The organism is Neoalteromonas arenosi (assembly GCF_030362855.1).
In the GTDB taxonomy this organism is placed as follows: Bacteria; Pseudomonadota; Gammaproteobacteria; order Enterobacterales; family Alteromonadaceae; genus Alteromonas_E; species Alteromonas_E arenosi.
On the sequence record NZ_JAUCBP010000006.1, the window covers coordinates 430,796 to 455,963 of the forward strand.

Below are 25,168 nucleotides of genomic sequence, written 5' to 3' on the forward strand. Positions count from 1 at the left end.
TCTAATTATCAAACGGCGAGCGATCAACCACAAAAGGATGCCACTTAATACTTGAATGACTAGCCGCAACGGCGTTTTCAATAAATGCCATGCCGCGAATTGCGTCGTCTATGCCAGGCACGTTACGGGTACTTTCTTGGTTATTTTCATGCGCAATAATTTGCCCCGCGAAGTCGCTGTAGATATTAGCAAAGGCCTCAAGATACCCCTCCGGGTGGCCAGCAGGCGTGCGAGTAGCCGCTAATGTAGTATCTGCCATCGGACCTACGCCGGTGCGATACAATTGACTGGGCTGATTATTGCGTTTGAGCCATAGACTATTAGGCTCTTGTTGTTGCCAAGATAAACTCGCGTCTTCTCCATATACACGCAGAGTAAGGTTGTTCTCTTCACCCACAGCGACCTGACTGGCCATCAAGGTGCCACGAGCACCATTGTTAAACTTGGTCAAAACTGTGCCGTCGTCATCTAAACGACGCCCAGAGACTACTGCTGCCAGATCAGAGCACAGTTCGGTTATCTGCAATCCGGTCACATACTCCATTAGATTGGCTGCATGCACCCCGATGTCGCCCATGCAACAACTAATACCGGCTTGATTTGGATCCACTCGCCAACTGGCTTGCTTACCGCTGTCGTCTTCACTGCTTGCGAGCCAACCTTGATGGTATTCGGCAATAACTTTTACGACTTTCCCCAGTTCCCCAGAGGCTACCAAGGCTTGTGCTTGTTTGATCATTGGGTAACCCGTATAGGTATGGGTCAGACCGTAGAGTTTGCCGCTTTCAGCTATGACCGGTGCAAGCGCTAAAGCTTCGTTGAGTGAAAAGGTAGCAGGTTTGTCTGATAAGACGTGAAAACCAGACTCAAGCGCTGCTTTGGCAACGTCAAAATGTAAGTGATTCGGCGTAACTATGGATACGAAGTCCATTCTTTCTCCAGCAGGCAAGCGAGACTCCGCTGTTAACATTTGGTTAAAATCTGCATAGCAGCGAGATTCACTTAACCCAAGAGCAAGACCTGAAGAAAGTGAGCGCTCAGGGTCAGAACTGAAGGCGCCACACACCAGCTCTATCGCGCCATCAATTCTTGCGGCCATGCGATGAACGTTGCCTATAAATGCACCGTGTCCACCACCAACCATTCCCATGCGTATTTTTCTAGTCATTGTATTAGTAACTACTTCCGTCAAAACAGTTCAAATTAAAAGTCCGTCATCCCGAATTTGAAAGACAGTATTTGTGAATATAATGTAATAAGTATTCACGATAAGTCCCCAAAAGGTTAATAAAAATTCGGTTTTGTATGCAACATTTTCGGCGTATCATAGAAAAACGCTATTATCATCAACACCGTAATGACCGTTGAATTAAAACAAAAATGTACTGAGTTTCTTGCCAATATCGGTGCGACTGAACTCATCGACATGTTCGATTTAGTACCCAACACACTATTTTGGATTAAGGACAAAGAGTCTCGCTTTATTCATGCAAATCAGGTATTTATTGACCATAGCGGTATGCAATGCCTTTCAAGGGTCGTCGGCCAAACTGACTACGCGATATCACCACCGCACTTGGCACGGCAATACATTTTAGATGATCAAAAAGTCATGACCGGCGAAGTTGTCACAAATCGTGTGGAGCTCAATATGCTGTATTCAGGCACATTGGGCTGGTACTCAACGTCTAAGCGTCCATTGCACGATATTACTGGAGATATTGTTGGCACCTATGGATTTACTCATCAGCTCGAGCGCACCTCACAAGCCCTCAACAGTATTGAAGCAGTCAAAATTCCCGTGGAATATGTTCGCAAAAATTATCACCGTCCAATCGCTATCGATGAATTGGCTAAGGTATCATTTCTGTCTGTGAGTGCTCTTGAGCGCCGCTTTAAAAAACATTTAGGTAAGACACCAAAACAATTTATCAATGAGATTCGATTGGAAAACGCTCGCCGCTTGCTGATCGATACCAAGCTGCCCATCGTAGATATTGCATTCCAGTGTGGGTTTGCGGAGCACAGTTACTTTAGCCGGCAATTTAGATTAATGTTCGAAGTTTTGCCTTCGGTTATGCGCGAGCAAATGCAACAAAAAAACCTTGAGACCTAATCGGGAAACTCGACACCACTTGACTCTCGGTACACTGACCCCAATGTAGACATTGTGAGGCAAGCAAAGTGCATGTATTAGCATCTCGACAATTAAAAGTTAAACCAGTTTAGAGCGGACTCTCAATGGCCAATTCTGATGACAATTTTTCTTTTGCTGATGCACTCAGTGAAGAGCTCGGTGAAATTAAACCTCTGGCGCAAGAAGATTCTGCAGCGGCAGCGGTAATGGAACAAAAACGTGATAAAGACGTGTTGGCCAAGCAATTAAAACGCGCCGCGATAATGGCTCTAGATGAAAATGATACTAATCCATTAAGTGTGTCATTGCGCCTTGCTGTTAAGCCAGATGATATGCTCAGCTATAAGCGTTCAGGCATTCAAGATGGCGTGTTTAAAAACCTTCGACTTGGCAAGTATGCCCTTGAAGGGACAATTGAGTTGCAACGCATGCGAATTGAAGAAGCCCGAAAAGTACTTTATTTGCAGGTCCAAAAACTGCATCAAAAAGGTGTGCGAGCGATTTTGGTAAAGCACGGCCGCGGCGAACACAGTAAGCCGATTCCTGCACTGTGCAAAAGTTATGTGTATCAGTGGTTACAGGAATTACCTGAAGTGATTGCTTTCCACTCGGCACTACCGCGCCATGGCAGTTTGGCATCGACTTACGTGTTGCTGAAAAAACACGCCGATCAAAAACAAATTAACCGCGAACGTCTGTATAAACGCCAAGGTTAGCATTTGTTTCAATTAATGAGGGGAGTTTTATTGCTCTGAGCTTACAACAGTAACAGCGTTCGTCTCTGTTTGTTGAACAGCTCTAGCTTCAGAACGTGCTGAAGTACTGAATACAGCCATTAAGATCATTGCTGCGACCGCGACTGCTACGCCAGTCAAACCAAAACCGCGACTTGAACGATTCATATTCGTCTCTTATTTTTGTTGTAAAGAATTAAACACCGATCGCATTTAGCGATCACAACTGCGCATCCGAGCTCTTAATCCTGAATTTCTTATGGTAGAACATTAAGTTAGGAAAAAACAATGGGCAGATGCCATTTTTTTGACCGGTTTGGCCAAAAAAATGACATATTTGATGAAAAATGCACTAATTCAGCAATTAGCCGACGAATTTACGCGCATTTCGGAACATTCTCATCCACGGACTGTCTTCCTGCCAATCACTTGGATGCCAAGAGTTACTCACCGTGCGGAATACACGCTCAGGGTGAGGCATCATAATTGTGGCGCGGCCATCGGTTGAAGTAAACGCGGTAACACCTTGAGCAGATCCATTTGGGTTAGCTGGGTATTGCTCAGTCGGTTTGCCATAGTTATCAACGTATCGTCCGCTCAGCATACCGTTTGCCTGTAAAGCACTCGGCGCTATGCCACTTGCGAATTCTGCACGTCCTTCACCGTGCGAAACAGCGATAGGCATGCGCGAACCCGCCATATCGGCAAACAATACCGATTTAGACTCAGTGATTTCAATCATTGCAGCACGGGCTTCAAAACGCTCAGATCGGTTGGTCACAAAATGCGGCCATAACTCTGCGCCTGGGATCAAGGACTTGAGATTTGAAAGCATCTGACAACCATTACAAACACCTAACGAAAACGTTTCGTCGCGAGCGAAGAACTGCGCAAATTGCTGACGCGCATGGTCATTAAACAAAATTGATTTCGCCCAACCTTCCCCTGCGCCGAGTACGTCACCATAACTAAAACCACCACAGGCAACCAGACCGCTGAAGTTGGCCAGGTCAATGCGACCCGATAACACATCACTCATATGAACATCAATTGCCGCAAAACCTGCCCGATCGAATGCGGCTGCCATCTCGACGTGAGAGTTAACCCCTTGCTCACGCAAGACTGCAACTTTGGGACGCACACCAGTCGCTATATACGGTGCAGCCACATCTTCGTTGATATCGAACGTCAAGTGCGCATGTAAACCAGGATCGTCAACATCAGTCTTAATTGCAAGTTCTTGCTCAGCGCATTCAGGATTGTCTCGTAGCGACTGCATGTGGTGCGTAGTTGCTGCCCATAATTTGCGATAGTGCACACGGGGCTTATCAATCAGTAAATTGCCGTTCTGTTCAAAACAGATTTGATCGCGAGTATTAGTTGTACCGATCACGCTGACACATTCAGCCAATCCCGCATCGCTAAATATCTGCATAACAGTTTCTAAGTCGCCACCACGCACTTGCACGACGCCGCCGACTTCTTCGTTGTATAACCAACTTAGCGCATCACCGGAAGGGATAGTAATGTCTAGTCCCGTTTTACCTGCAAACGCCATTTCAACAAGCGTTGTAAACACACCACCATCAGAGCGATCGTGGTAAGCAAGTGCCAACTTATTGGCCACCAACGATTGTACCGCGTTGAAGTAACTAGCTAGTAATTGAGGATTATCGACATCTGCTGGAGCATCACCGAGTTGACTATATACTTGCGCGAGACAACTAGCGCCCATGCGCTGCTTACCCAAATCGATAAGTAGCAACTCAGTGTCGGCTTCGGTGTGCAATTGTGGTGTAAGCGTATTACGCACATCCCGGACTGCAGCAAAGGCGGATATAACCAGTGACAACGGTGCTGTAACCGCTTTTTCTTGATCGTCGTCTTGCCATTTGGTTTTCATCGACATTGAATCTTTACCAACCGGGATTGTAAGGCCCAATGCCGGACATAGTTCTTCACCTACCGCTTTCACCGCAGCATATAGACCAGCGTCTTCGCCAGGGTGACCGGCAGCAGCCATCCAGTTAGCGGATAATTTTATTCGCTTGATGTCACCGATATCGCTGGCAGCAATGTTAGTCAGCGCTTCAGCAACTGCCATCCGCGCTGATGCGGCATGATCAAGCAAGGCAATAGGCGTCCGCTCACCCATTGCCATAGACTCTCCGTGATAGCTGTCGAACGCACTGGTTGTCACTGCAACATCAGCCACAGGAACCTGCCATGGACCAACCATTTGGTCACGCGCAACCATACCCGTAACAGAACGGTCACCGATTGTTATCAAGAACGTTTTTTCCGCAATCGTGGGTAGTTGCATTAGGCGTTCCGCAGCCTCAGCCACGTCTATTTGGTCAGTTTTAAGTGGTTGTGGGTTAACTGTCTGAGTCGTTACATCACGATGCATTTTCGGTGGTTTGCCCAACAAGACAGATAGCGGCATATCAATGGGTTTATTGCCAAAGTGACTATCGGTTAGGGTCAAATGACGTGATTCAGTCGCCTCGCCCACGATTGCATACTGTGCGCGTTCACGGGCGCAAATCGATTCAAACAATGCCAAGTTCTCTGGCGCTACTGCTAATACATACCGTTCTTGCGATTCGTTACACCAAATCTCCAGCGGTGACATTCCCGGTTCATCACTTGCGACATTGCGCAGTTCAAAATTACCACCGCGCTCACCGTCATTAACCAATTCCGGGAATGCATTTGACAATCCACCGGCGCCCACATCATGGATGAATTGGATCGGGTTCTCATCACCAAGCTGCCAACATTTGTCGATGACTTCCTGACAACGACGCTCCATCTCTGGGTTGTCGCGCTGCACCGACGCAAAGTCGAGGTCTTCACTGGATTGGCCTGACGCCATAGAAGACGCTGCACCACCACCTAGGCCGATGTTCATTGCCGGTCCACCTAAGGCGATTAGCTTGGCTCCGACGGTAATTTCGCCTTTTTGGGTGTGTTGGCGGCGGATGTTACCCAAACCACCTGCGAGCATAATAGGTTTGTGGTAACCGCGTACCTCCACACCATTAAAGCTATCGACCTCTTGTTCAAAGGTACGGAAATACCCAAGTAGATTCGGGCGGCCAAACTCATTATTAAAAGCGGCACCACCTAACGGACCATCAATCATGATATCCAACGCGCTGACGATGCGCGAGGGTTTGCCATACTCGCGCTCCCATGGCTGGTTAAATCCAGGGATTGCCAAGTTACTGACCGTAAAACCGACTAAGCCCGCTTTGGGTTTAGACCCCCGTCCTGTCGCACCTTCATCGCGGATCTCACCACCCGATCCAGTCGCCGCACCAGCAAAGGGTGAAATTGCTGTAGGGTGATTATGCGTCTCAACCTTCATAAGAATATCGATCGGCTCATGATGGTATTGATACTCTAGGCCGTCATTACTGGGGAAAAATCGTCCTGCGTCCCAGCCATGCATTACCGCAGCATTGTCTTTATAGGCAGAGGTTACATATTCTGGATGGCTTTCGAAGGTGTTTTTAATCATTTTAAACAGCGACTTGCGCTGATTCTCGCCATCGATCGTCCAATCGGCATTGAATATTTTATGACGACAGTGCTCTGAATTAGCTTGCGCGAACATGTAGAGTTCAATGTCGTTGGGGTTGCGCTTCAGCTCACTAAAGCTGCTAAATAAGTAATCGATTTCGTCATCGGCGAGCGCTAGTCCCATGGTTTGGTTCGCGTCAATCAGTGCTTGCTTACCCGCCCCCAAAATATCAACCGACTTCAATGGTGCAGGTTCTGCGGTTTGAAACAGTTGCTCAGCGTCGTCGATGTCTGCATGTACGGTCTCAGTCATGCGGTCGTGGATTAAACCCATCACGACTTGGCGTTGTTCATCTGTCAAGTACTCTTCAGTTTCGAAGTAGTATGCACAGCCGCGTTCGATGCGGTGTATGATCGCCAGGCCACAATTATGAGCAATATCAGTAGCCTTTGATGCCCAGGGTGAAATCGTCCCCAAACGCGGCGTAACGAAAAATAATTCACCAACGTGCGCCGTTTCGGCGCGTTTAGGTCCATAAACCAGCAATTGATTAAGCTTGTCAAGCTGAGCGTCAGATAACGATTCTTCGAGGTCGACCAAGTGAACCCACTCAGTGGTCAATGTGGTGACATTGATTCCCTGAGCAATGAGTTGCTTGATGATTTTTTGCAGCCTAAAATCGGAAAGTGCTGGAGCGCCACGCAGTACTAGCATAGAGTAGATTCTCTGACATTTTTGGGCGCTTCACCTTGATCATTAAGAGGCAATTAGGCGCCAACGTTGATAACGAAAAGTGTAGGCGCGGAGTATATCTGATTAGGGTATTGTTGATAAGTCCGGATTGCGAAGGGAAGTAAAAAAAGTCCATGCAACTAGTGAGATTTGTTTTTTTTCAGGGTTTTTACCTGTTCATCGCTGCACTGATGCTCGGTTGTGGATCACAACAACCGCCATCATCTTTGCAGCGTGTTCTGGATGAAGGCGTGTTGAAAGTTGGCACGAATTACGGCCGGACGACCTATTACCACGGTGTGGTTGGACGAGAGGGGTTCGAATATGAGCTCGCTAAAGGCTTCGCTGACTATCTCGGTGTGGAGTTGGAAGTATTCCCCTACTACTCACTAAATGATCTCTTTCCGCAGTTGGCCCAGCGCAACGTGGATATCATTGCTGCCGGTATCACAATGACGCCTCAGCGTATGGCGCAATTTAATTTTGGTCCTGCGTATCAGGATGTGAGTCAAAAAGTCGTGTATCTGCAAGGGCGCGAGCGCCCGCGCAATTTATCTCAGCTCAACGGCAATATGTTGGTCGTTAGCGGTAGTAGTCATGCTGAAACCCTTACGCGCTTAGATCTACCTGCAACACTAAACTGGCAACAGACCGATGAGCGTGATGCTGAAGAACTGCTTGAGTTGGTGGCGCAAGGTGAACTCGATTACACAGTCGCCGATTCCAATATCCTTGCCGTTGTAAGACGTCGCTATCCGCAATTGAGTATCGGCTTCACTTTGATGGATGAGCAAGGTGTTGGCTGGGCTGTCAATACCCAAGGTGATGATGGTCTGCGTGCCGCACTCATCGAATATTTCGGTACCATTCGCGAAAATGGCACCTTTACCGTCTTACAAGATAAATACTTTGGTCACGTGCAAAACTTTGATTACGTCGACACACGAGAATTTATTCGTGCAACAGAGTCTACGTTACCGCAGTTTATTCCATTGTTTCAGAAACACGCGGGCGATCTCGACTGGCGTTTAGTTGCTGCAATGAGTTATCAGGAAAGTCATTGGGATCCAAAAGCGAAATCACCGACAGGCGTGCGTGGTATGATGATGCTCACGCTCGCGACTGCGAAGGATATGAACGTAGATTCTCGCTTGGACGCAGAGCAAAGTATTCGTGGTGGCGCACAGTATTTTGCCAGTTTGTTGCGCCGCGTTCCTGCTCGCATCCAAGACCCCGACAAAACCTGGCTAGCCTTAGCCGCTTATAATATCGGCCTCGGTCACCTTGAAGATGCACGGGTGTTGACTCAGCGCGGTGGCGGCAACCCCGATATGTGGGTTGATGTCAAACAACACCTGCCGCTGTTACGCCAGAAAAAGTTCTATAAAACGACCCGCTACGGATATGCGCGCGGCGACGAAGCCGTCGCTTACGTGGACAATATCCGCCGTTATTATGACACCCTTGTTTGGTTAGACGAGCAAGAGCGACTGAGTGCAGTATCTGACAGCACTACAGCACGTGTTGTGGTTGATAGTTCGTCACAAAATTGAAAACTTATCGCGCTATCCATGGTCCTATAGAGTAAGGGTTTAAATCCCCCTTTATCGTCCCCATATCAAAACCACAAGAAGAGTCCAATAGGAAACCAAAAAGTTATGCGAAGAACTCGTTCAATTCAACGCCAACGCCTGCGCACCAATGCAGCGAAGCGTTTGATGATGTTTAAAAAAACTAGAAAAAAAATCCTCCAACGCCGCCGCGAGTTTGTGCGCGCCGAGTTAGCTGAACAATGGCAGGTAGCCTGTTAGGCATCGCTGTTGCGCATTTCTTTAGCGCGTTTCTTTTCAGCTCTACGCCGTTTAAAAAAAGCCGATATTTGATCAGCGCACAGCTGTTCTTCGACACCGCCAATGACGTCAATCTGATGATTTAATAAAGGGTTTTGCACCAGGTTCATCACACTACCGGCACTACCTGTTTTTAAGTCATAGGCACCAAAAATTAGCGTTGCGATACGCGCATGCACCAGTAACCCCGCACACATCGGACAGGGTTCTAAGGTGACATACAGGCGAGTATCGATCGTTCGATAATTTTGCACATGCAGGGCAGCCTGTCGAATTGCCATGACCTCAGCATGGCCTGCAGGATCATGCTGGGTAATAGATTGATTCCAGCCTTCGCCAATGACCTCATCACCTTTAACAACAACAGCACCAACCGGCACTTCGCCTAGTGCCTCTGCTCTAGCAGCAAGCTGTCGCGCATACCTCATCCAATATTCATGGTTGTGATTATTTTGCTCACTCATTAGTTAAAATCACTAAATCTAGTCGTTGATTTAACCAATGAAATTTCAACAAATTTATACATCATTGTTTTATATAGCTTTTATTTTTGGTAAGTGTTTTGCAGATTGCTTATGTAAAGTATGGCACATATCTTCGATTTGCGATGTTCTCGTGCAAACGCGATGATAAAGGCTACACTCTGTAAATCAAACAATTATGAGGGAATTACCATGAATACAACGGCAATTGCGATAGTCGCTATCATTGCATGGGCGCTGGTGTCGATAACCACCGACCGTAAATCTAAGCGCAAAAGTAAACAAGACACGCTTAGCAGTGCCGAAAAAGCAGAGATGATTGCGCGTATGGATGCCATGCAAGAACGCATCGAAGTTCTAGAAAAAATCGTAACTGACGAAAAGTATGACCTCAACCGCGAGTTTGAAAATCTAAGTAAAGGTTCTGATAAAGCCGCTTAATGTTTGAAATTCCCCTACCTGAGGCATGCTGTGGGGGAATTACCACTTTGTTGTCAGTGGCACTGACATAGACTTAGTGCTCGTCAATCCCCTTCCAAAATAAAGCGTTCTGCGCGCTCAACACGACGCGGCTTACCCGCAACTATAAGAACATCTCCAGTATGAATAACTTCATCACCTTGTGGGTTGTCAATCTCATGGTGATTGCGACGCAGCCCTTTAAGGACGACACGGAGTTTGCTGAGGTTTAATTGATTTAATGATTTGCCTGTTGCAAACGCATTGGCTGTGACAATAACGGGATGCATAAACTCCAGTTTATCCTGTGTATTGGGATTGATTTCTGTTGTTTCACCGGGATAAAACCCATGCATGTGGTCATAGCGCCCTTTTCGCTCGGCGCGCACGCGTTTCAAGATCCTCGACATTGGCACACCTGAATAGTGTAATAACTGTGAAATCAACATCAAGCTCCCCTCTTGCAGTTCTGGCACGACTTGAGTCGCCCCTGCCTCGTATAAACTGTTGAGTTGATTATCTTTGCGGATCCGCACAATGACTTTTATTTCGGGTTGCAGCTCTTTTGCCACGGAGATGAGTTTACTGACTTTATCGGGTTGGTCGAATGTGATTAAAACCAAACGCGCAGCATTCAAATTAGCGCTGCGCAAAATATCCTTATGCGTTGCATCGCCAAAAATTATATTCTCTCCAGCCGCTCGGCTCTCCTGAACTCTGATCGGGTCGGAATCAATTGCGACAAATTCAATGCCCTCAAGCTTAAGCATGCGAGCACTGCTCTGTCCTACCCGGCCAAACCCGACAACAACTACGTGATTTTTTAGCGCTTCAACTGTTTTGCTAAGACTGCCTGAATCGTTCAATGACGAGACTAAATTGCGACTACTGAGCAGTCGTGCAAACCGCATACTGTGTTCAATCAAGTAGGGTGTTAGTGCCATACTGAGAATACCCACACTGATAATAAAAGACGCTACTTGCGTAGTGAGTACCTGATGCGTAACGGCCAAGGCTGCTAATACAAAACTAAACTCACCAATTTGACACAGTTTAAATGCCGCCGCCCAACTATCGCGAGAGGCTACTTTAAATAACCACGATACTAGTTGCATAAGCACGACTTTCAACGCTAACACTGCAACGGTTGCGATAATCACCCAGTACCAACTCTCTTGCAGATAATTAAGATTCAGCTGCATGCCAACGGTAACGAAAAAAAGCCCCATCAGCATGTCTCGGAACGGGCGTATATCAGCCTCTAGCTGATAGCGATACTGACTTTCGCTTAACATCATACCGGCTAGAAATGCACCTAACGCCATAGAAAGGCCAAACCAATAGGTGAGACCCGCGGCCAATAAAGCTACAACAATAGTTGTGAGTACAAATAACTCGTCTGTTCGGGTACTGGCAACTTCGCGAAATAACAGGGGTAAGCCCCACTTTCCCGCGGCGAGCAAAATCGTCACAACCGTCACACCTTTTAATAACGCCAAGGATATCGCTACAGCAAAAGACCCTTCGGTCAGTGGTGACATTAAAGGAATAGCAATTAGAAAAGGTACAACAGCGAGATCTTGAAACAATAAAACACTGATTGCGAGCTGGGTGCGCTGATTGTGTAAAATTCCCATTTCAGCGACTTGCTTGATAACAATCGCAGTAGACGACAGTGCTATCATACCGCCAATTACTAAGGCTGCATTGCCGGGTAAACCGATGAGTAGTGCGCCCCCCCAAAACACCAGTGTAGTCAATATAACTTGACCTGCCCCAACCCCAAACACCATATGACGCATCGCCACAAGTTTAGGTAGCGAGAATTCTAGACCAAGGGAAAACAATAGAAAGACGATACCGACTTCTGCTAAAAGGTGCATCTGTTCTGGCTGCTCAAACAGCGCCATCACATCGGGGCCTGCAATAATGCCGGTCACAATATACGAGAGTATTGGCGGTAGACCCATGCGCTTTAATAGCCATATGAGCCCTACAGCGATTACCATCAGAACAATGACTTGAACAAACTCATTGTGCATTCTACCTAACTCCCTAAGTTTGGCTCGCATCTTGCTGAACATTAATCAACTAACGAATATTCGCCAGTTAATCGCCCAATTTTGCAATTTTCGTCAAAAAACCGCCAGTGACAGACTATTGCAATGTAGGCCTTAACTCAATCAACAACGATCATTTGGAGTATGCTTTTGGACTATTTATCTATCTCCTCGACTTTGCAGAGCAATAGCGCAGGCAGCGCCGACGCTACTCGTATAAATGTTGATAGTTATACTCAACCACTGACTCATGCAATTGAATACACGGCTTTTTTAAATTTAATGCTGGCGACCATAGATTTAGATGAACTTTGTCAAAACTACTTTCAATATCTGGCTAGCCGCTTGCCGCTCAAACGGCTGAACTTTGCCATTGATCAACAAGCATTCGCATTCGGTGATAACAATTCGGCTGATATCAGCATAACGCTGCCCAGCACCACTCATAACCGCTCGTTAAATGCGATGGTTAAAACCGTGACTTATAGCTTCAGTCGTCGGTTGAGTGTGCAACAGCAAACCCTATTACATGAACTACACACACATTTTTGTATTCCACTCGGTCACGCGACTCAATATCGCCATATTCTGCAACAAACAACACGGGACCCTTTGACAGGGTTGGGCAACCGCGCCGGTTTTGATGAACAGATCGAGCGCTTTTTAGGGCAATATTTACGCCGAGGAACTCGATTTGGTTTGCTTGTTATTGATTTAGATAATTTCAAACAGGTTAACGATAGCCACGGCCATCAACAGGGTGACCAAGCCCTGCAAGCGGTCGGCGACTTGTTGGCGCACTTAATGCGCATCGAAGATAGTGCGTTCCGTTTTGGCGGTGACGAATTTTGCTGTTTAATTCACGATGTTGGTGAGTCGGAAATTGACCAAATTGCTGAGCGCATCAGAGTTGCAGCAGAACGTTCTCCCCTGCTGCGACAGCATCGTATCACCATGAGTATTGGAGGTACTCTGGTAGTACACAATGACAACGCGGAATCGATATTTGCGAGAGCCGATAAGGCGGTCTATCGCGTTAAAGCAGAGGCCAAAAACGCGGTTTTTATTATCCGTGACTAGGGCGTTTCTCTGTTTTCTGAGTGAGCATAGTTCGCCCAGCCTTGTTGCCCATCAGTAACCCAAAGCAATTCGTCGCCTGCAAATACCCCAATCATTGCTTGTCGGTGCCATACTGGGATCCGCCACTCTTTCAGCCAATGTTTAAGTTGCCGGGCTTTTTGCTGCGGTCGGGCGGCAAAGTACTGTTCACCATCGGCGCGTGCCAGGTGGTACTTGTGTGCGTGCACCGGTAACTCGTATTGCAAAACCGAACACTCTTTTTGTAACTGTACCTTTTGTTTCAGACTAGTAGTGCCTTTAAGGGTATAAGTTACCGCATTGCCACCCGCATCAATCCAATCCAAACTAACCTCTCCGCTGCAATAACTAGCGTCTGAGGGTGCGACATATGGCTGCATGAAGAAGTAGAGTTGCTGTTGAAAGCCGCGCACTTGATGATTATGCCACGTTACGACAGGGTGGGCTTGGCGATCCGCCTGCACAGCCAGTATTAGTTGCTGCAAAACTGCGTGACTCGGCATTTGTGCGCCTTGTTTCGCCAACCAATGCCGTAATAACGAAGCATGCAACTCTTTCGAGGTTTGCAATAATCCATGACTGTCCAATATTGCAGGTGCTATTAATAGATTCTGCAATTTTTCATCCAGCAACAATTCTAGTGCTTGCTGTTGTTCACGGCACAGTTCACTGCTACGTGCGATTGCCGATTTTATGCCTGCATACTTTTCCGGCCACTGTTGTTCAATCGCCGGAAGCAATGTGTGACGCATTTTATTGCGATCGAAACTCAGATCCCGATTAGACTCATCGTCAACCCATGTAAGGTTTTGCTTAACGGCATAGTCTTGAATGCTTGCGCGCGAAATACTCAGCAAAGGCCGAGCAATGATCAAGCTGCGCTCACCAATGTGACGAAAACTAACCGACTCCATTGCGCCTAGCCCCTTCGGCCCACTGCCGCGAAACAAGCGCAGCATAGCGGTTTCAACTTGATCGTCGAGGTGATGGCCTAATAACAATAGGGCGTTGGGCGGAAGCTGCTGTTCAAATGCATTGTAGCGGGCCTCGCGCGCTAAGGCTTCAAGACTTTTGCGCGGCGCTTTTTGAATATCTACAGTAATGGTTTTACACTCAGCGCCAAACTGACGCGCGAGATTTTCTACGTGGTACTGCCACGCTTGAGCATTGCTGCTGAGTTGGTGATTGACGTGAATAACACCGATACGATAGTCGTTATCGGTAGCCCAGCGATTCGCTAGCTGCAATAGAACCACCGAATCAAGGCCTCCGGAGCAACCTACCCAAATGATACGGTTAGCTGAGTGACTTGGCTTTGAGTTAGCATTAACTGCTTCACAGGCGTCATTCAACGCCTGTGAAGCCAAAGAGTAAATTGTGGAACTAGCAGTAACCAAACGACATCAGTCGCTCGTAACGCTGCTCAAGTAGCTCTTCTGTTGACAAGCTCTTCAGCTGCGCGAGCTGTTGTTTAATCGTAGCTTTCAGATTGGCTGCAGCACTATCAAAGTCGCGATGAGCACCACCTAGAGGTTCATCGACAATGGTATTAATCAAACCAAGCTCATGGATTTGTGCGGCACTAACCCCCATCGCTTCTGCTGCTGTCGGCGCTTTTTCGGCGCTTTTCCATAGAATGGATGCACAACCCTCGGGTGAAATTACCGAGTAGGTGCTGTACTGCATCATATTTACCCTATCACCAACACCAATAGCCAGTGCACCGCCAGAACCACCTTCACCAATTACGGTACAGACGACTGGCACTTGCAATTCAGCCATTTCCTTTAGATTGCGAGCAATGGCTTCACTCTGACCGCGCTCTTCAGCGCCGACACCAGGATAAGCGCCAGGAGTGTCTATAAATGTAATAATAGGCAGTTTGAAACGCTCAGCCATTTTCATCAAACGCAACGCTTTGCGGTAGCCTTCGGGTTTTGGCATCCCAAAGTTACGTTTGATTTTTTCTTTCGTATCTCGCCCTTTTTGATGACCAATAACCATGACAGGCTCATCATCAAGCAATGCTAAGCCACCAACAATGGCTTTGTCGTCTGCATAGGCGCGATCACCTGCTAACTCATCAAACTCCGTCAACATACGCTCTACGTAGTCAAAGGTGTATGGTCGATTAGGATGACGCGCGAGTTGTGAGATTTGCCACGCCCCTAAATTTGCAAAGATCTTTTTTGTTTGCTCGACATTTTTTTCCTGTAGGCGCGTAATTTCTTCTTCGATGCTCACATCGAATTCGCCGTCCTGATTGACTAGACGCAACTCTTTTATTTTCGCTTCTAACTCAGCAATCGGTTGCTCAAAATCCAGAAAGTGTGAATTCATTCAATATCCCATTTAATCGTGATAGCAAGTGCGCCTAGCGAAACTCTAACGAAACTCTAGAGGCACCCAAACATTGTTTTAAGTCGTGCAATAGCTGATCGTCAGGCGTTACGTACCAGTCTGCGCCCGATGCCACAGTAACCGCAACATCAGGGTGCGCGACGTTAAAATGCAGTGGACAACTACCACCACGATATTCGTTTATTATGTTTTGTAGTTTAGACACTGTGTCGAGATTACACCAATTGGCGTCGACTTGCAGCGATATAGCACTTAAGTTGGTTTCTCTTGCTGCAACAATGTCCATGACTTCTCGGGCCGTAATTGTATTGCCACCAGAGAATTCATCAAAGCTGACCTGTCCCTTTATCAGCAAGATTTTATCTGCAACCAACATCGATTCGTACTGTTCATACATGTCGGGGAAGAAACGCACATCCATCCGCGCACTTTTATCATCTAACGTCACAATTGCCCAGCGCTTGCCTTTTTTGTTGGTCATCACTCGAACGCCTAACACTAGACCAACCGCTGAGCTCATTGCATCGCGCCCCGTGGGTTTTAGGTCGACCAGTCTACCCGCCGTATAGTTGCTTAATTCCTCAATATACTGATTAATGGGATGGCCGGTTAGATATAAACCGAGCGTTTCTTTCTCACCTTCCAACCAAATCCGCTCAGACCACTCTGGCACGTCGGCAAAGGCTTGCTTAACATCGTCCGGCTCGGTAGTTAACAGACCAAACATATCCGATTGACCGTAGGATTCTGCTTTTGCGTGCTGGTCAGCAGCAGCGAGCGCTTCTGGTAGCGATGCCATAATCGCAGCGCGGTGAGGACCAAGATTGTCCATTGCGCCAGCAAGAACCAGCTTTTCTAGGACGCGTCGATTGACGCGCTTTATGTCAACTTTGGCGCAAAAATCAAATAGATCTGAAAACTTACCATGCGTTTCACGTGCTGCAATTATTGCGTCAATCGGACCTTCGCCAACGCCCTTAATGGCACCAATACCATAAACGATTCGACCTTTTTCATCGACGGTAAACTTGTAACGGCCGCTGTTCAAATCAGGCGGTAACAAGTCGATACCCATACGGTTACACTCATCGACCAAGGTGACGATTTTATCGGTATTGTCCATATCTGCAGACATTACAGCAGCCATAAATTGAGCTGGATAGTGAGCTTTCAACCACAGGGTTTGATAGGAGACCAGCGCATAGGCAGCCGAGTGAGATTTATTAAAACCATAACCGGCAAACTTCTCTACCAGATCGAAGATCTTCATCGCCAAATCAGGATCAATATTATTGTTTTCAGCCCCTTCAGCAAAAACTGCGCGTTGCTTTGCCATTTCCTCTGGCTTTTTCTTACCCATAGCTCGACGCAATAAATCCGCACCGCCCAAACTATAACCAGCCATCTCCTGGGCAATCTGCATCACCTGCTCTTGATACAGAATGATGCCGTACGTCGGTTCCAAAATCGGCTGTAAACACTCGTGCTGATAGTCTGCATCTGGGTATGAAATTTCTTCTCGACCGTGTTTTCGATCGATAAAGTTATCAACCATGCCTGACTGCAGCGGACCTGGGCGGAACAACGCCACAAGGGCGATTATGTCCTCAAAACAGTCTGGCTTTAAACGTTTGATAAGGTCTTTCATTCCGCGCGATTCCAACTGGAACACGGCAGTAGTCTCAGCGCGTTGTAACATATCAAAACTGGTTTTATCGACTAGTGGGATGGCACTGATATCAATCGTTTCACCGCCCCCCTCTTTAATCATTTCAATTGCCCATTGAATAATGGTCAACGTCCGTAATCCGAGGAAGTCGAATTTGACTAGACCGGCCGTTTCAACGTCATTTTTATCAAATTGCGTAACCGGGTTGTTGCCTTCGTCATCGCAATATAATGGGGCGAAGTCGATAATCTTCGTAGGCGCGATTACCACACCACCCGCGTGTTTTCCGGCATTCCGCGTTACCCCTTCTAACACCCGAGCCATTGCCATTAAATCGGCAACTTCTTCATCACTTTGCTCTAATTCACCGAGGCGTGGTTCGACATCAAATGCTTTGGCCAAGGTCATTCCCGGATCTGATGGGATTAACTTACTTATCCGGTCAACGAAGCCATACGGATGTCCCAACACACGTCCTACATCACGCACCACGGCTTTCGCAGCCATGGTGCCGAAGGTAATGATTTGCGACACCGCTTCACGACCATACATTTGTGCCACGTGATCAATAACTTCGTCGCGTCGATCCATACAAAAATCGACATCGAAATCTGGCATGGAAACCCGTTCTGGGTTTAGGAAACGTTCGAATAGTAAGTCAAATTCCAATGGATCAAGGTCAGTAATCGCGAGTGCATAGGCGACGAGTGAACCCGCTCCCGAACCGCGACCAGGTCCTACAGGAATGTCGTGGTCCTTGCTCCACTGAATAAACTCCATGACGATCAAGAAGTAACCAGGGAACCCCATCTGATTGATTACGTCGAGCTCGATTTGCAAGCGTTCATCGTATTCAGGGCGCTTTTCTGCACGCACTTTTTCATCTGGAAACAAAAATGCTAAGCGTTGTTCAAGGCCTTCGCGCGAAACTTTGACCAGGTAATCAGCATCTGACATGCCACCGGTTGGAAATTTGGGAAGAAAATACTCGCCCAGTTTAACTACCACACTGCACCGCTTAGCGATTTCAACAGAATTATCGAGCGCTTCGGGAATATCGGCAAATAATGCATTCATTTCCGCCACCGACCGCAAGTATTGCTGATTGCTGTAACGCTTGGGTCGGCGGGTATCTTCGAGCGTATATCCATCGTGGATTGCAACGCGAATTTCATGTGCTTCAAACCCACTAGAATCAATAAAACACACTTCATTGGTCGCTACAACAGGAAGATCATTAGCCGCGGCAAAAGCGACTGCTGCATGTACGTAGTCTTCTTCTCCGGCACGCCCTGTGCGCACTAACTCGAGATAAAAGCGATCGTGAAAGTGGCTTTGATAAAAGCCACTAATTTGCGTCGCTAACCCTTGATTACCGTTACTTAGCGCTGTACCTAGATCACCTTGTGTCGCACCCGACAGTACAATAATCCCAGTATTATGCTGAGCTAACCACGCCTGATCGATAACCGCTCGATTGCTCACATAACCGCGTTTATAGGCTTCCGATATTAGCAGTGTAATATTCTTATAACCCTCTTCATTCATCGCCAATAACGTCAGACGGAAAATATCATTGGCAATAAACTGGCTAGTTACCCAAACATCCACGCCGATGATCGGCTTTATGCCCCGACTGTGGGACTCAGAATAAAATTTCACCAAACCGCACATGTTCATTTGGTCGGTAATTGCAATGGCCGGCATATCCTGTTGTTTGGCCGCGTCCAAAATGGGTTTAACTTTGTTGAGGCCATCCATCATGGAGAAATCACTGTGCACCCGCAAATGTACAAATGGCCTGAGAGGCGTTGAATTTTGATCTGTTTCTTCTGGGATTAGTGCAGGTTCAGTCATAGACTTCAGACTCGTTATATGCGATTTAATCGCTGTTGTACTGGCTTAAAACTTTTGCGGTAACAATCTAACACACCCAAGCGCTCAATCGCAGCAAAATGTGCTTTGGTTGGATAGCCTTTATGCTTATCAAACCCAAACTCTGGGTACTGCTGATGCAGATCCAACATTTCCTGATCGCGTGCCACTTTTGCGAGAATGGAAGCTGCTGCGATTTCAGCGTGTAGAGCATCACCTTTTACGACGGCCTCTGACGCATAGTTCCACTTTGGTAAGCGGTTGCCATCTACCCGCACAAAGTCAGGCTGAATAGTCAAAGCTGCTACTGCGCGGTGCATGGCCAACAGCGAAGCATGTAGAATGTTCAGCTCGTCAATTTCGGCAGGTTCAGCACGTCCCATGGCCCAACACAATGACTCTGCTTTAATTTGATCAGCAAGCTGTTCGCGTTTTTTCGCTGACAACTTTTTTGAGTCTGCCAATCCAGCTATCGGCCGCTTTGGATCGAGTATAACGGCTGCGGTAACCACTGCACCGACTAAAGGGCCGCGGCCCACTTCATCGACACCTGCGATGTATTGCTTATCCATACATGAGTTCGTCTATTTAGATACAGAGATCAAGGATAACACCGCTTCAGCGGCTTGTTTATCAGCATCTCGTTTTAAATCTTGGTGAATATCGGTAAATATTTGCTGCAGTTCTTTTCCTTCTGACCCGAATAGTGGAATCAGGTGCTTGGCAAGATTGTCAGCATTCACCTCGGCTTGTAAAAGCTCTGTCACCAAGGCTCGATCGCCCAATAAATTAGGCAATGAAAAATATTTTGGCTTGTACAAATAGCCCATCATAAAACGCGTTAAACGCGCCATTTTATATGCCACAACCATTGGCCGCTTGCACAGCATTGCCTCGAGCGTCGCAGTTCCTGAGGCTATCAGTACCGCATTAGCCGCCAACAAACACTCTCGCGATTGACCATCTGTGATTTTATAGTCGAACAATAGCGGATTAGTCATTGCGTAATCTTGAAGAATTTCAACGATCTGTTGTTTTCTTGCGTCGTTGGCAGCTGGAATTAGTACCATTAGTCGCTGCTGCTGAACGGTAAAATGTTGTCCCGTTATTTGTGCTGCGCGCAGAAATTCAAGCAATAACGCATTGACTTCACCTTTGCGAGATCCTGGCAATAGTGCCAACACCGGTTGCTCAGCGTGAATCTCTAGTGCTTTACGAATATTGAGACCGTCGTCATGCAGCGGGATAGAATCTGCCAGCGTATGCCCGACAAATTTATACGGCACGTTGTAGTGTTGATAAATAGCGGCTTCAAACGGAAACAAGCCGAGAACTAGATTGGTGGCTTTGGCAATTTTGTGGATCCGTTTTTCGCGCCAAGCCCAAACTGTTGGGCTGACATAATGGACCGTTTTAATACCACGCTGCTTTAGAACAGTTTCAATTCGCAAATTAAAATCTGGTGCATCGACGCCAATAAATACATCTGGCACGTCAGTCTCAAAATGATCGAGAACCTGGTGCTTGACCCTTAGCAACCTGGGCAATCGCCCTAGAACCTCCACCAAACCCATTACCGATAACTCATCCATATCGACCAATGACGTAAGACCCTGGGCGAGCATGTGTTTCCCGCCGATACCGGAAAAACGAATATTCGGATTTTGTCGATTGAGCTCGCGCATTAAACCGCCGGCCAGCATATCGCCAGACGGTTCACCGGCAATAATGCCAACGTGTAGAGCTTTTGCCATTAGCTAGCGCACAATCCCACGAGCAGAATGCTCAATAAAGTCAGCAAGAATACTTATTTCGGGTGTGGTTTTTGCCATCTCTTTGAGAATTTCTACGGCTTGGTCGGCAGTATTGCCGTCGCGATAGATGGCCTTGTAAGCACGTTTGATTTGCATAATGGTTTCTTTATCGAAACCACGGCGTTTGAGACCTTCCGAGTTTATTCCTTGCGGTATATGTTTGGTACCACTAACCATGATGTATGGAGGGATATCGCGCAACACAATCGCGCCACCACCGGTAAAACTGTGTGAACCAATCTTACAAAACTGATGGATCGCCGTCATACCACCAAGGATGACCGTGTTACCAATATGTACATGGCCTGCAATGGTGACATTGTTGGCAAAGATATTGTCATCGCCAATCATACAATCGTGAGCAATGTGGACGTTAACCATCAACAAATTGTTATTGCCAATTTTGGTGAGCTCTTCATCTTGCACCGTTCCGCGGTGGACGGTGACTGATTCTCGGAAAATATTGTTATCACCGATTTCCAAACGCGTTGGTTCGCCGGCGTATTTTTTATCCTGACAGGCTTCGCCAATACTGCAAAACTGGAAGAAATGATTGCCTTTGCCGATCGTTGACGGCCCCTTGATTACAACATGCGACTCTAAGATGCAATCGTCGCCAATCACAACGTCGTGCCCCACATAACTGTAGGGCCCGATAGAAACGTTGTTTCCGATTACCGCTGTGGGTTCGATGATTGCTGTCGCATGTATAGTCATTTAAATTGCTCGCATTGCACACATAAATTCAGCTGAGCAGGCTTCTTCGCCATCAACGCTTCCTACACCTTTAAATTTCCATATACCACGGCGTTCCTTAACTAGCTCAACTACGAAATCTAACCGATCACCAGGAACTACAGGGCGCTTGAAACGCGCCTTATCGATGCCTGCATAGAGGTACAATTCATCATTCTTACCGACTGTTTTAAAGCCTAAAACGCCAGCAGCCTGTGCCATCGCTTCAAGAATCAATACGCCCGGGAAAATCGGATGTCCTGGAAAATGCCCAGTAAAACAGGGCTCATTGATAGTAATGTTTTTATACGCTTTGATGGATTTGCCAGAATTGAATTCGGTGACGCGATCTATCAACAAAAATGGATACCTGTGGGGTAATAAATCAAGGATCTCTTGAATGTCGATAGGATTTAGAGAATTGCTCAAAGTGCCTCCGCAACAATATTAAAAAACGCGCCAACCATACGCGCAATTGCGCTAAAAACAAATCAGACCAAGCAGAAAAACTGCTTGGTCTGCTATCAGTGACTCAATATTAGTTTACTTTATTAACGTTTTCTAATACTTGTGCTGAGATATCAAACTCTGGCTTAACAAAAGTAATCGCGCCGGCATCAAGGATCAAATCGTAATTACCTTCAGCGGCAACTTTATCAATAGACTGACGAATTAAGGCAACAATTTTACCGCGCTCTTCTTGTTGACGGCGTTGAATCTTCTGCTGTAAAGGCTGTGCTTTTTCAGCGTATTGAGCGCGCGCATTAAGAATCTTTTCCTGCATTTCAGCCTGTTCGTCATCGCTCATTGTCGCTGCATTGCGTTGTAACGTCTCAGCGTAATACTGCATATCGCGTTGCAATTGCTCAACTTCACCAATTTCGTCTTTGAATTCAGTTTGAATCGTTTCAGCAATGGCCGCTGATTGTGGCAGAGCCTGGAACACAGATTGCGCGTCCACAACAGCTATCTTCATTTCAGCCATAGCCGGTGCGCTTATCATAGCGCTGCCTAGCAGTGCTGTCGCCATTAAGTGTTTAGCAAGTGTTTTCAATTGGAACTCCTTTATTCACAAATATTGTATACGTTACTGGTACGTCGCCAGTAGGTTATTAATTAGAATGTTTGCCCGATATTAAATGTGAAGAAACGGGCATCGTCTCCTTCACGCTCACGAATCGCTCGAGAGAAACTAAAGACCATTGGCCCCATAGGTGATAACCATTGTACCGAAAGTCCCGCGGAAGCGCGATATAGCTTCCAATCACTGTAATCTAGCAAGTCGTCGAAATCATTGCGCCCTGCGCCAGCATTATTCAGGCCAGCATACTCGTCAAAGTCAAACTCGGTATCCCATACGTTACCAATATCCATGAAAATACTCGTACGCACAGAGTTATCGAAATCTTCTTCAACAAATGGGGTCGGAACAATTAATTCCAAGCCACCTAGCGCCATTGCGTTACCACCTAAACTACGGCGTGAAAGAATGTAAGAATCGGTTTCAGGGCTGCCCGGAATAATGTTGCCGTCTGGGCCGACAATTTGACCTTCTGAGAAGCGCTGTATACCTCGAGGACCTACCGTATTGTTCTCGAAACCACGTAATGTATCTGCACCACCCGCGGTGAAGTTTTCAGTGAATGGCAAGATTTGTTCGTTGCCATTGATATCACCGTAGCCATTACCATAACCCAAACGCAAGCGCGCTAGAAAAGACCAACGCTGGTTACGCGACAGCGGGAAATAGAACTTAGTATCAAACACCGACTTAAAATAGTTAACATCTGAGTTCGGCGTAGTCACACTAAATGAAGCACGTTGGGATGAACCTGCCGTTGGGAATACACCACGGTTCAGAGTTGAACGGCTCCACGTGACGGTCGCCAGCAAACTTTGATAATTGATCGATGCATCTGGGTTGTTCAAGTCGACGAACTGCTCGTAAAAGCGATCGGTTTGTTCGTATTGCGAACGGTTAAACAATTCTACGTCGGCAAACGTTAAACCGAAGTTGATACGGTTAAATTCGTCGATTGGGTAACCAATATTCGCGCCGATAGACCACTGCTTACTGTTAAACCGGATAACGTTGAAGTCTTCACCATCAAACTCACTGTAGCCAATTGAACCACCTAGGCTAATACCGTCAATAGTGAAGAACGGGTCTTGATAAGTGATCTGCGCAGATTGTTGGTATGATACCGTGTTTAAACTAATACCTACGCGTTTACCTGTACCCAAGAAATTATCTTGTTGGATACCTGCTTGTAAGCTCAAGCGAGTGCGATCACCGTAACCAATGCCGGCGTTAAATGAGCCAGACGGTTGCTCTTTTACGCGAAAGTTAACATCTACCTTGTCGTCTTCACCTGGGATCCGTACCGTATCAAACTCAACTTCTTCCATGTAGGTTAAGCGCGACAGCGCGTTCTTAGATGACTCAAGCAGTGGGTTGGATAACCACGTCCCTTCCATTTGACTGACATTCTGACGTAGCACGCTATCTGCAGTAATATTGTTCCCTTCAAAATTCAAGCGACGAACGTAGATGCGCTTACCTGGGTCAACTGACAAGGTTAACTTAACGGTTTTATCCTCGTCGTTAATATCTGGCACCGTCGTTACTGTTGGGTAAGCATAGCCAAACCGGCCAAGATACTTACTGATGAACTCTTCGGTATAAGTAACTTCGGCTTGATTGTACATTTCACCAGATGTCAGTGGTAACACCGAAGCGATGTACTCTTCGTGACCGAGAATATCACCCACTAACTCAACATCAGAAATCGTATATTGCTCACCTTCCGATACATTCATAGTGATATAGATACCGGATTTTTCAGGAGTCATTGAAACTTGAGTAGAGTCAATTGCAAAGCGCAAATAACCGCGGTTTTTATAATGATTTTCGATGGTTTCCATGTCGCCAGACAGCGTTTGTTGCTGGTAGCGAGTTTCGGACATAAAGTCCCACCACGGAGTATTGAACTGGAGCTCCATTTGCTCGAACAACTCAGCATCAGAGAAAATATCGTTACCGACGATATTAATTTGTTGGATCTTGGCAGCATCACCTTCTTCAAACAGTAGTTTCAAATCGACACGATTACGCGGCAGTGGCGTAATAATCGCAGTCACATCCGCATTGTATTTACCGATACTGTAAAAGAAGTCTTTTAAACCGTTTTCAATTGACGTTAGAACGGTTTTATCCAATGGCTCACCGACGCGAATATTACTGCCGTCGAGGCTATCTTGTAACTGCTCATCTTTGATGTCATCGTTGCCTTCAAAGATGATATTACTGATGGTTGGGCGCTCGGCAACGCGAACCACCAGGGTTGAGCCATCACGCCAGATTTCAACATTTTCAAAGTGCGTTGAAGAGTACAAAGAGCGAATCAGCTGAGCGACCCGAAAATCATTCAATTCATCCCCTACTTGCACTGGCAAATAAGTCAGAGCTGCACCTAAAGCGACTCGTTGAAGACCTTCGACGCGAATGTCTTCGACTACAAATTGACTTTGATTGGCAGTGGCGAGGTTTGCAACGGACAAAAGTAATCCGGCTGCAACTAACTGTCTAAACTTCATTTATTACTATTCTTCCTGCGCGCGTTTGCTAGTTTT

The 25,168-nt window shown here is 46.7% G+C and carries 20 protein-coding genes; 6 read left to right on the top strand and 14 right to left on the bottom strand.

The annotated features are described in order from the left end of the window. Position 1: 1 nt before the first annotated feature. Complete coding sequence (locus QTP81_RS06240; protein ID WP_289364436.1) at positions 2–1,168, bottom strand: Gfo/Idh/MocA family protein; 1,167 nt, start codon at positions 1,166–1,168, stop codon at positions 2–4. Between the two features lie 189 nt (positions 1,169–1,357). Here QTP81_RS06240 and QTP81_RS06245 point away from each other — a divergent pair, with 189 nt between their 5' ends. Together QTP81_RS06245 and smrA are read left to right on the top strand one after the other, a co-directional pair. After that, on the top strand, positions 1,358–2,116 hold the full coding sequence (locus QTP81_RS06245) for an AraC family transcriptional regulator (RefSeq protein WP_289364437.1): 759 nt from the start codon (positions 1,358–1,360) through the stop codon (positions 2,114–2,116). Positions 2,117–2,241: 125 nt separating this feature from the next. Continuing rightward, positions 2,242–2,853, top strand: a complete 612-nt coding sequence (gene smrA, locus QTP81_RS06250; RefSeq protein WP_289364439.1) for a DNA endonuclease SmrA — start codon at positions 2,242–2,244, stop codon at positions 2,851–2,853. Positions 2,854–2,880: 27 nt separating this feature from the next. Here smrA and QTP81_RS06255 read toward each other — a convergent pair whose 3' ends face one another. Both QTP81_RS06255 and purL read right to left on the bottom strand, forming a co-directional pair. After that, entirely contained in the window at positions 2,881–3,039 is a 159-nt protein-coding gene (locus QTP81_RS06255; RefSeq protein WP_289364440.1) for a hypothetical protein, read from the bottom strand. A 196-nt stretch (positions 3,040–3,235) separates the two neighbouring features. After that, positions 3,236–7,114, bottom strand: coding sequence for a phosphoribosylformylglycinamidine synthase (gene purL / locus QTP81_RS06260; RefSeq protein WP_289364441.1), 3,879 nt, complete (start codon positions 7,112–7,114; stop codon positions 3,236–3,238). 152 nt (positions 7,115–7,266) lie between these two features. Here purL and mltF point away from each other — a divergent pair, with 152 nt between their 5' ends. Next, the gene (mltF, locus tag QTP81_RS06265) at positions 7,267–8,685 is read left to right on the top strand and encodes a membrane-bound lytic murein transglycosylase MltF (protein ID WP_353059717.1); all 1,419 of its coding nucleotides are present in this window, start codon (positions 7,267–7,269) and stop codon (positions 8,683–8,685) included. Between the two features lie 105 nt (positions 8,686–8,790). Beyond that, entirely contained in the window at positions 8,791–8,943 is a 153-nt protein-coding gene (locus tag QTP81_RS06270) for a hypothetical protein (protein WP_289364443.1), read from the top strand. Here the strand turns inward: QTP81_RS06270 and tadA are convergent. After that, entirely contained in the window at positions 8,940–9,446 is a 507-nt protein-coding gene (tadA, locus tag QTP81_RS06275) for a tRNA adenosine(34) deaminase TadA (RefSeq protein ID WP_289364445.1), read from the bottom strand. The genes QTP81_RS06270 and tadA overlap by 4 nt on opposite strands. A 210-nt stretch (positions 9,447–9,656) precedes the next feature. Between tadA and QTP81_RS06280 the strand changes: the two genes are divergently transcribed. After that, positions 9,657–9,905 carry a hypothetical protein gene (locus QTP81_RS06280; protein WP_289364446.1) on the top strand — a complete coding sequence of 83 codons (249 nt, stop codon included), beginning with the start codon at positions 9,657–9,659 and terminating at the stop codon, positions 9,903–9,905. An 83-nt stretch (positions 9,906–9,988) separates the two neighbouring features. Here the strand turns inward: QTP81_RS06280 and QTP81_RS06285 are convergent, their stop codons facing one another. Beyond that, positions 9,989–11,965, bottom strand: a complete 1,977-nt coding sequence (locus tag QTP81_RS06285; RefSeq protein WP_289364447.1) for a monovalent cation:proton antiporter family protein — start codon at positions 11,963–11,965, stop codon at positions 9,989–9,991. A 168-nt stretch (positions 11,966–12,133) separates the two neighbouring features. Between QTP81_RS06285 and QTP81_RS06290 the strand changes: the two genes are divergently transcribed. Beyond that, entirely contained in the window at positions 12,134–13,063 is a 930-nt protein-coding gene (locus QTP81_RS06290) for a diguanylate cyclase domain-containing protein (protein ID WP_289364448.1), read from the top strand. Here QTP81_RS06290 and tilS read toward each other — a convergent pair. The 9 genes from tilS to bamA all read right to left on the bottom strand — a co-directional run bounded on the left by tilS (position 13,060) and on the right by bamA (position 25,132). Further along, positions 13,060–14,433 (bottom strand): tRNA lysidine(34) synthetase TilS, encoded by a 1,374-nt coding sequence (gene tilS, locus QTP81_RS06295; RefSeq protein WP_289364449.1) that lies wholly within the window; start codon positions 14,431–14,433, stop codon positions 13,060–13,062. The genes QTP81_RS06290 and tilS overlap by 4 nt on opposite strands. A gap of 31 nt (positions 14,434–14,464) precedes the next feature. Further along, positions 14,465–15,421, bottom strand: coding sequence for an acetyl-CoA carboxylase carboxyl transferase subunit alpha (gene accA, locus QTP81_RS06300; RefSeq protein ID WP_289364450.1), 957 nt, complete (start codon positions 15,419–15,421; stop codon positions 14,465–14,467). Positions 15,422–15,455: 34 nt separating this feature from the next. Further along, entirely contained in the window at positions 15,456–18,875 is a 3,420-nt protein-coding gene (gene dnaE, locus QTP81_RS06305) for a DNA polymerase III subunit alpha (RefSeq protein WP_434532969.1), read from the bottom strand. A 107-nt stretch (positions 18,876–18,982) separates the two neighbouring features. Next, on the bottom strand, positions 18,983–19,558 hold the full coding sequence (rnhB, locus tag QTP81_RS06310; protein WP_289364453.1) for a ribonuclease HII: 576 nt from the start codon (positions 19,556–19,558) through the stop codon (positions 18,983–18,985). A gap of 12 nt (positions 19,559–19,570) precedes the next feature. Further along, positions 19,571–20,740, bottom strand: a complete 1,170-nt coding sequence (lpxB, locus tag QTP81_RS06315) for a lipid-A-disaccharide synthase (RefSeq protein WP_289364454.1) — start codon at positions 20,738–20,740, stop codon at positions 19,571–19,573. 3 nt (positions 20,741–20,743) lie between these two features. After that, positions 20,744–21,517 carry an acyl-ACP--UDP-N-acetylglucosamine O-acyltransferase gene (gene lpxA, locus QTP81_RS06320; RefSeq protein ID WP_289364455.1) on the bottom strand — a complete coding sequence of 258 codons (774 nt, stop codon included), beginning with the start codon at positions 21,515–21,517 and terminating at the stop codon, positions 20,744–20,746. Continuing rightward, positions 21,518–21,964 carry a 3-hydroxyacyl-ACP dehydratase FabZ gene (fabZ, locus tag QTP81_RS06325; protein ID WP_289364456.1) on the bottom strand — a complete coding sequence of 149 codons (447 nt, stop codon included), beginning with the start codon at positions 21,962–21,964 and terminating at the stop codon, positions 21,518–21,520. It abuts the gene before it with no gap. A gap of 109 nt (positions 21,965–22,073) precedes the next feature. Then, the gene (locus QTP81_RS06330) at positions 22,074–22,589 is read right to left on the bottom strand and encodes an OmpH/Skp family outer membrane protein (protein ID WP_289364457.1); all 516 of its coding nucleotides are present in this window, start codon (positions 22,587–22,589) and stop codon (positions 22,074–22,076) included. A 62-nt stretch (positions 22,590–22,651) separates the two neighbouring features. Continuing rightward, positions 22,652–25,132: an outer membrane protein assembly factor BamA gene (gene bamA / locus QTP81_RS06335; RefSeq protein WP_289364458.1), complete on the bottom strand. Its 2,481-nt coding sequence runs from the start codon at positions 25,130–25,132 to the stop codon at positions 22,652–22,654. Positions 25,133–25,168: the final 36 nt, after the last annotated feature.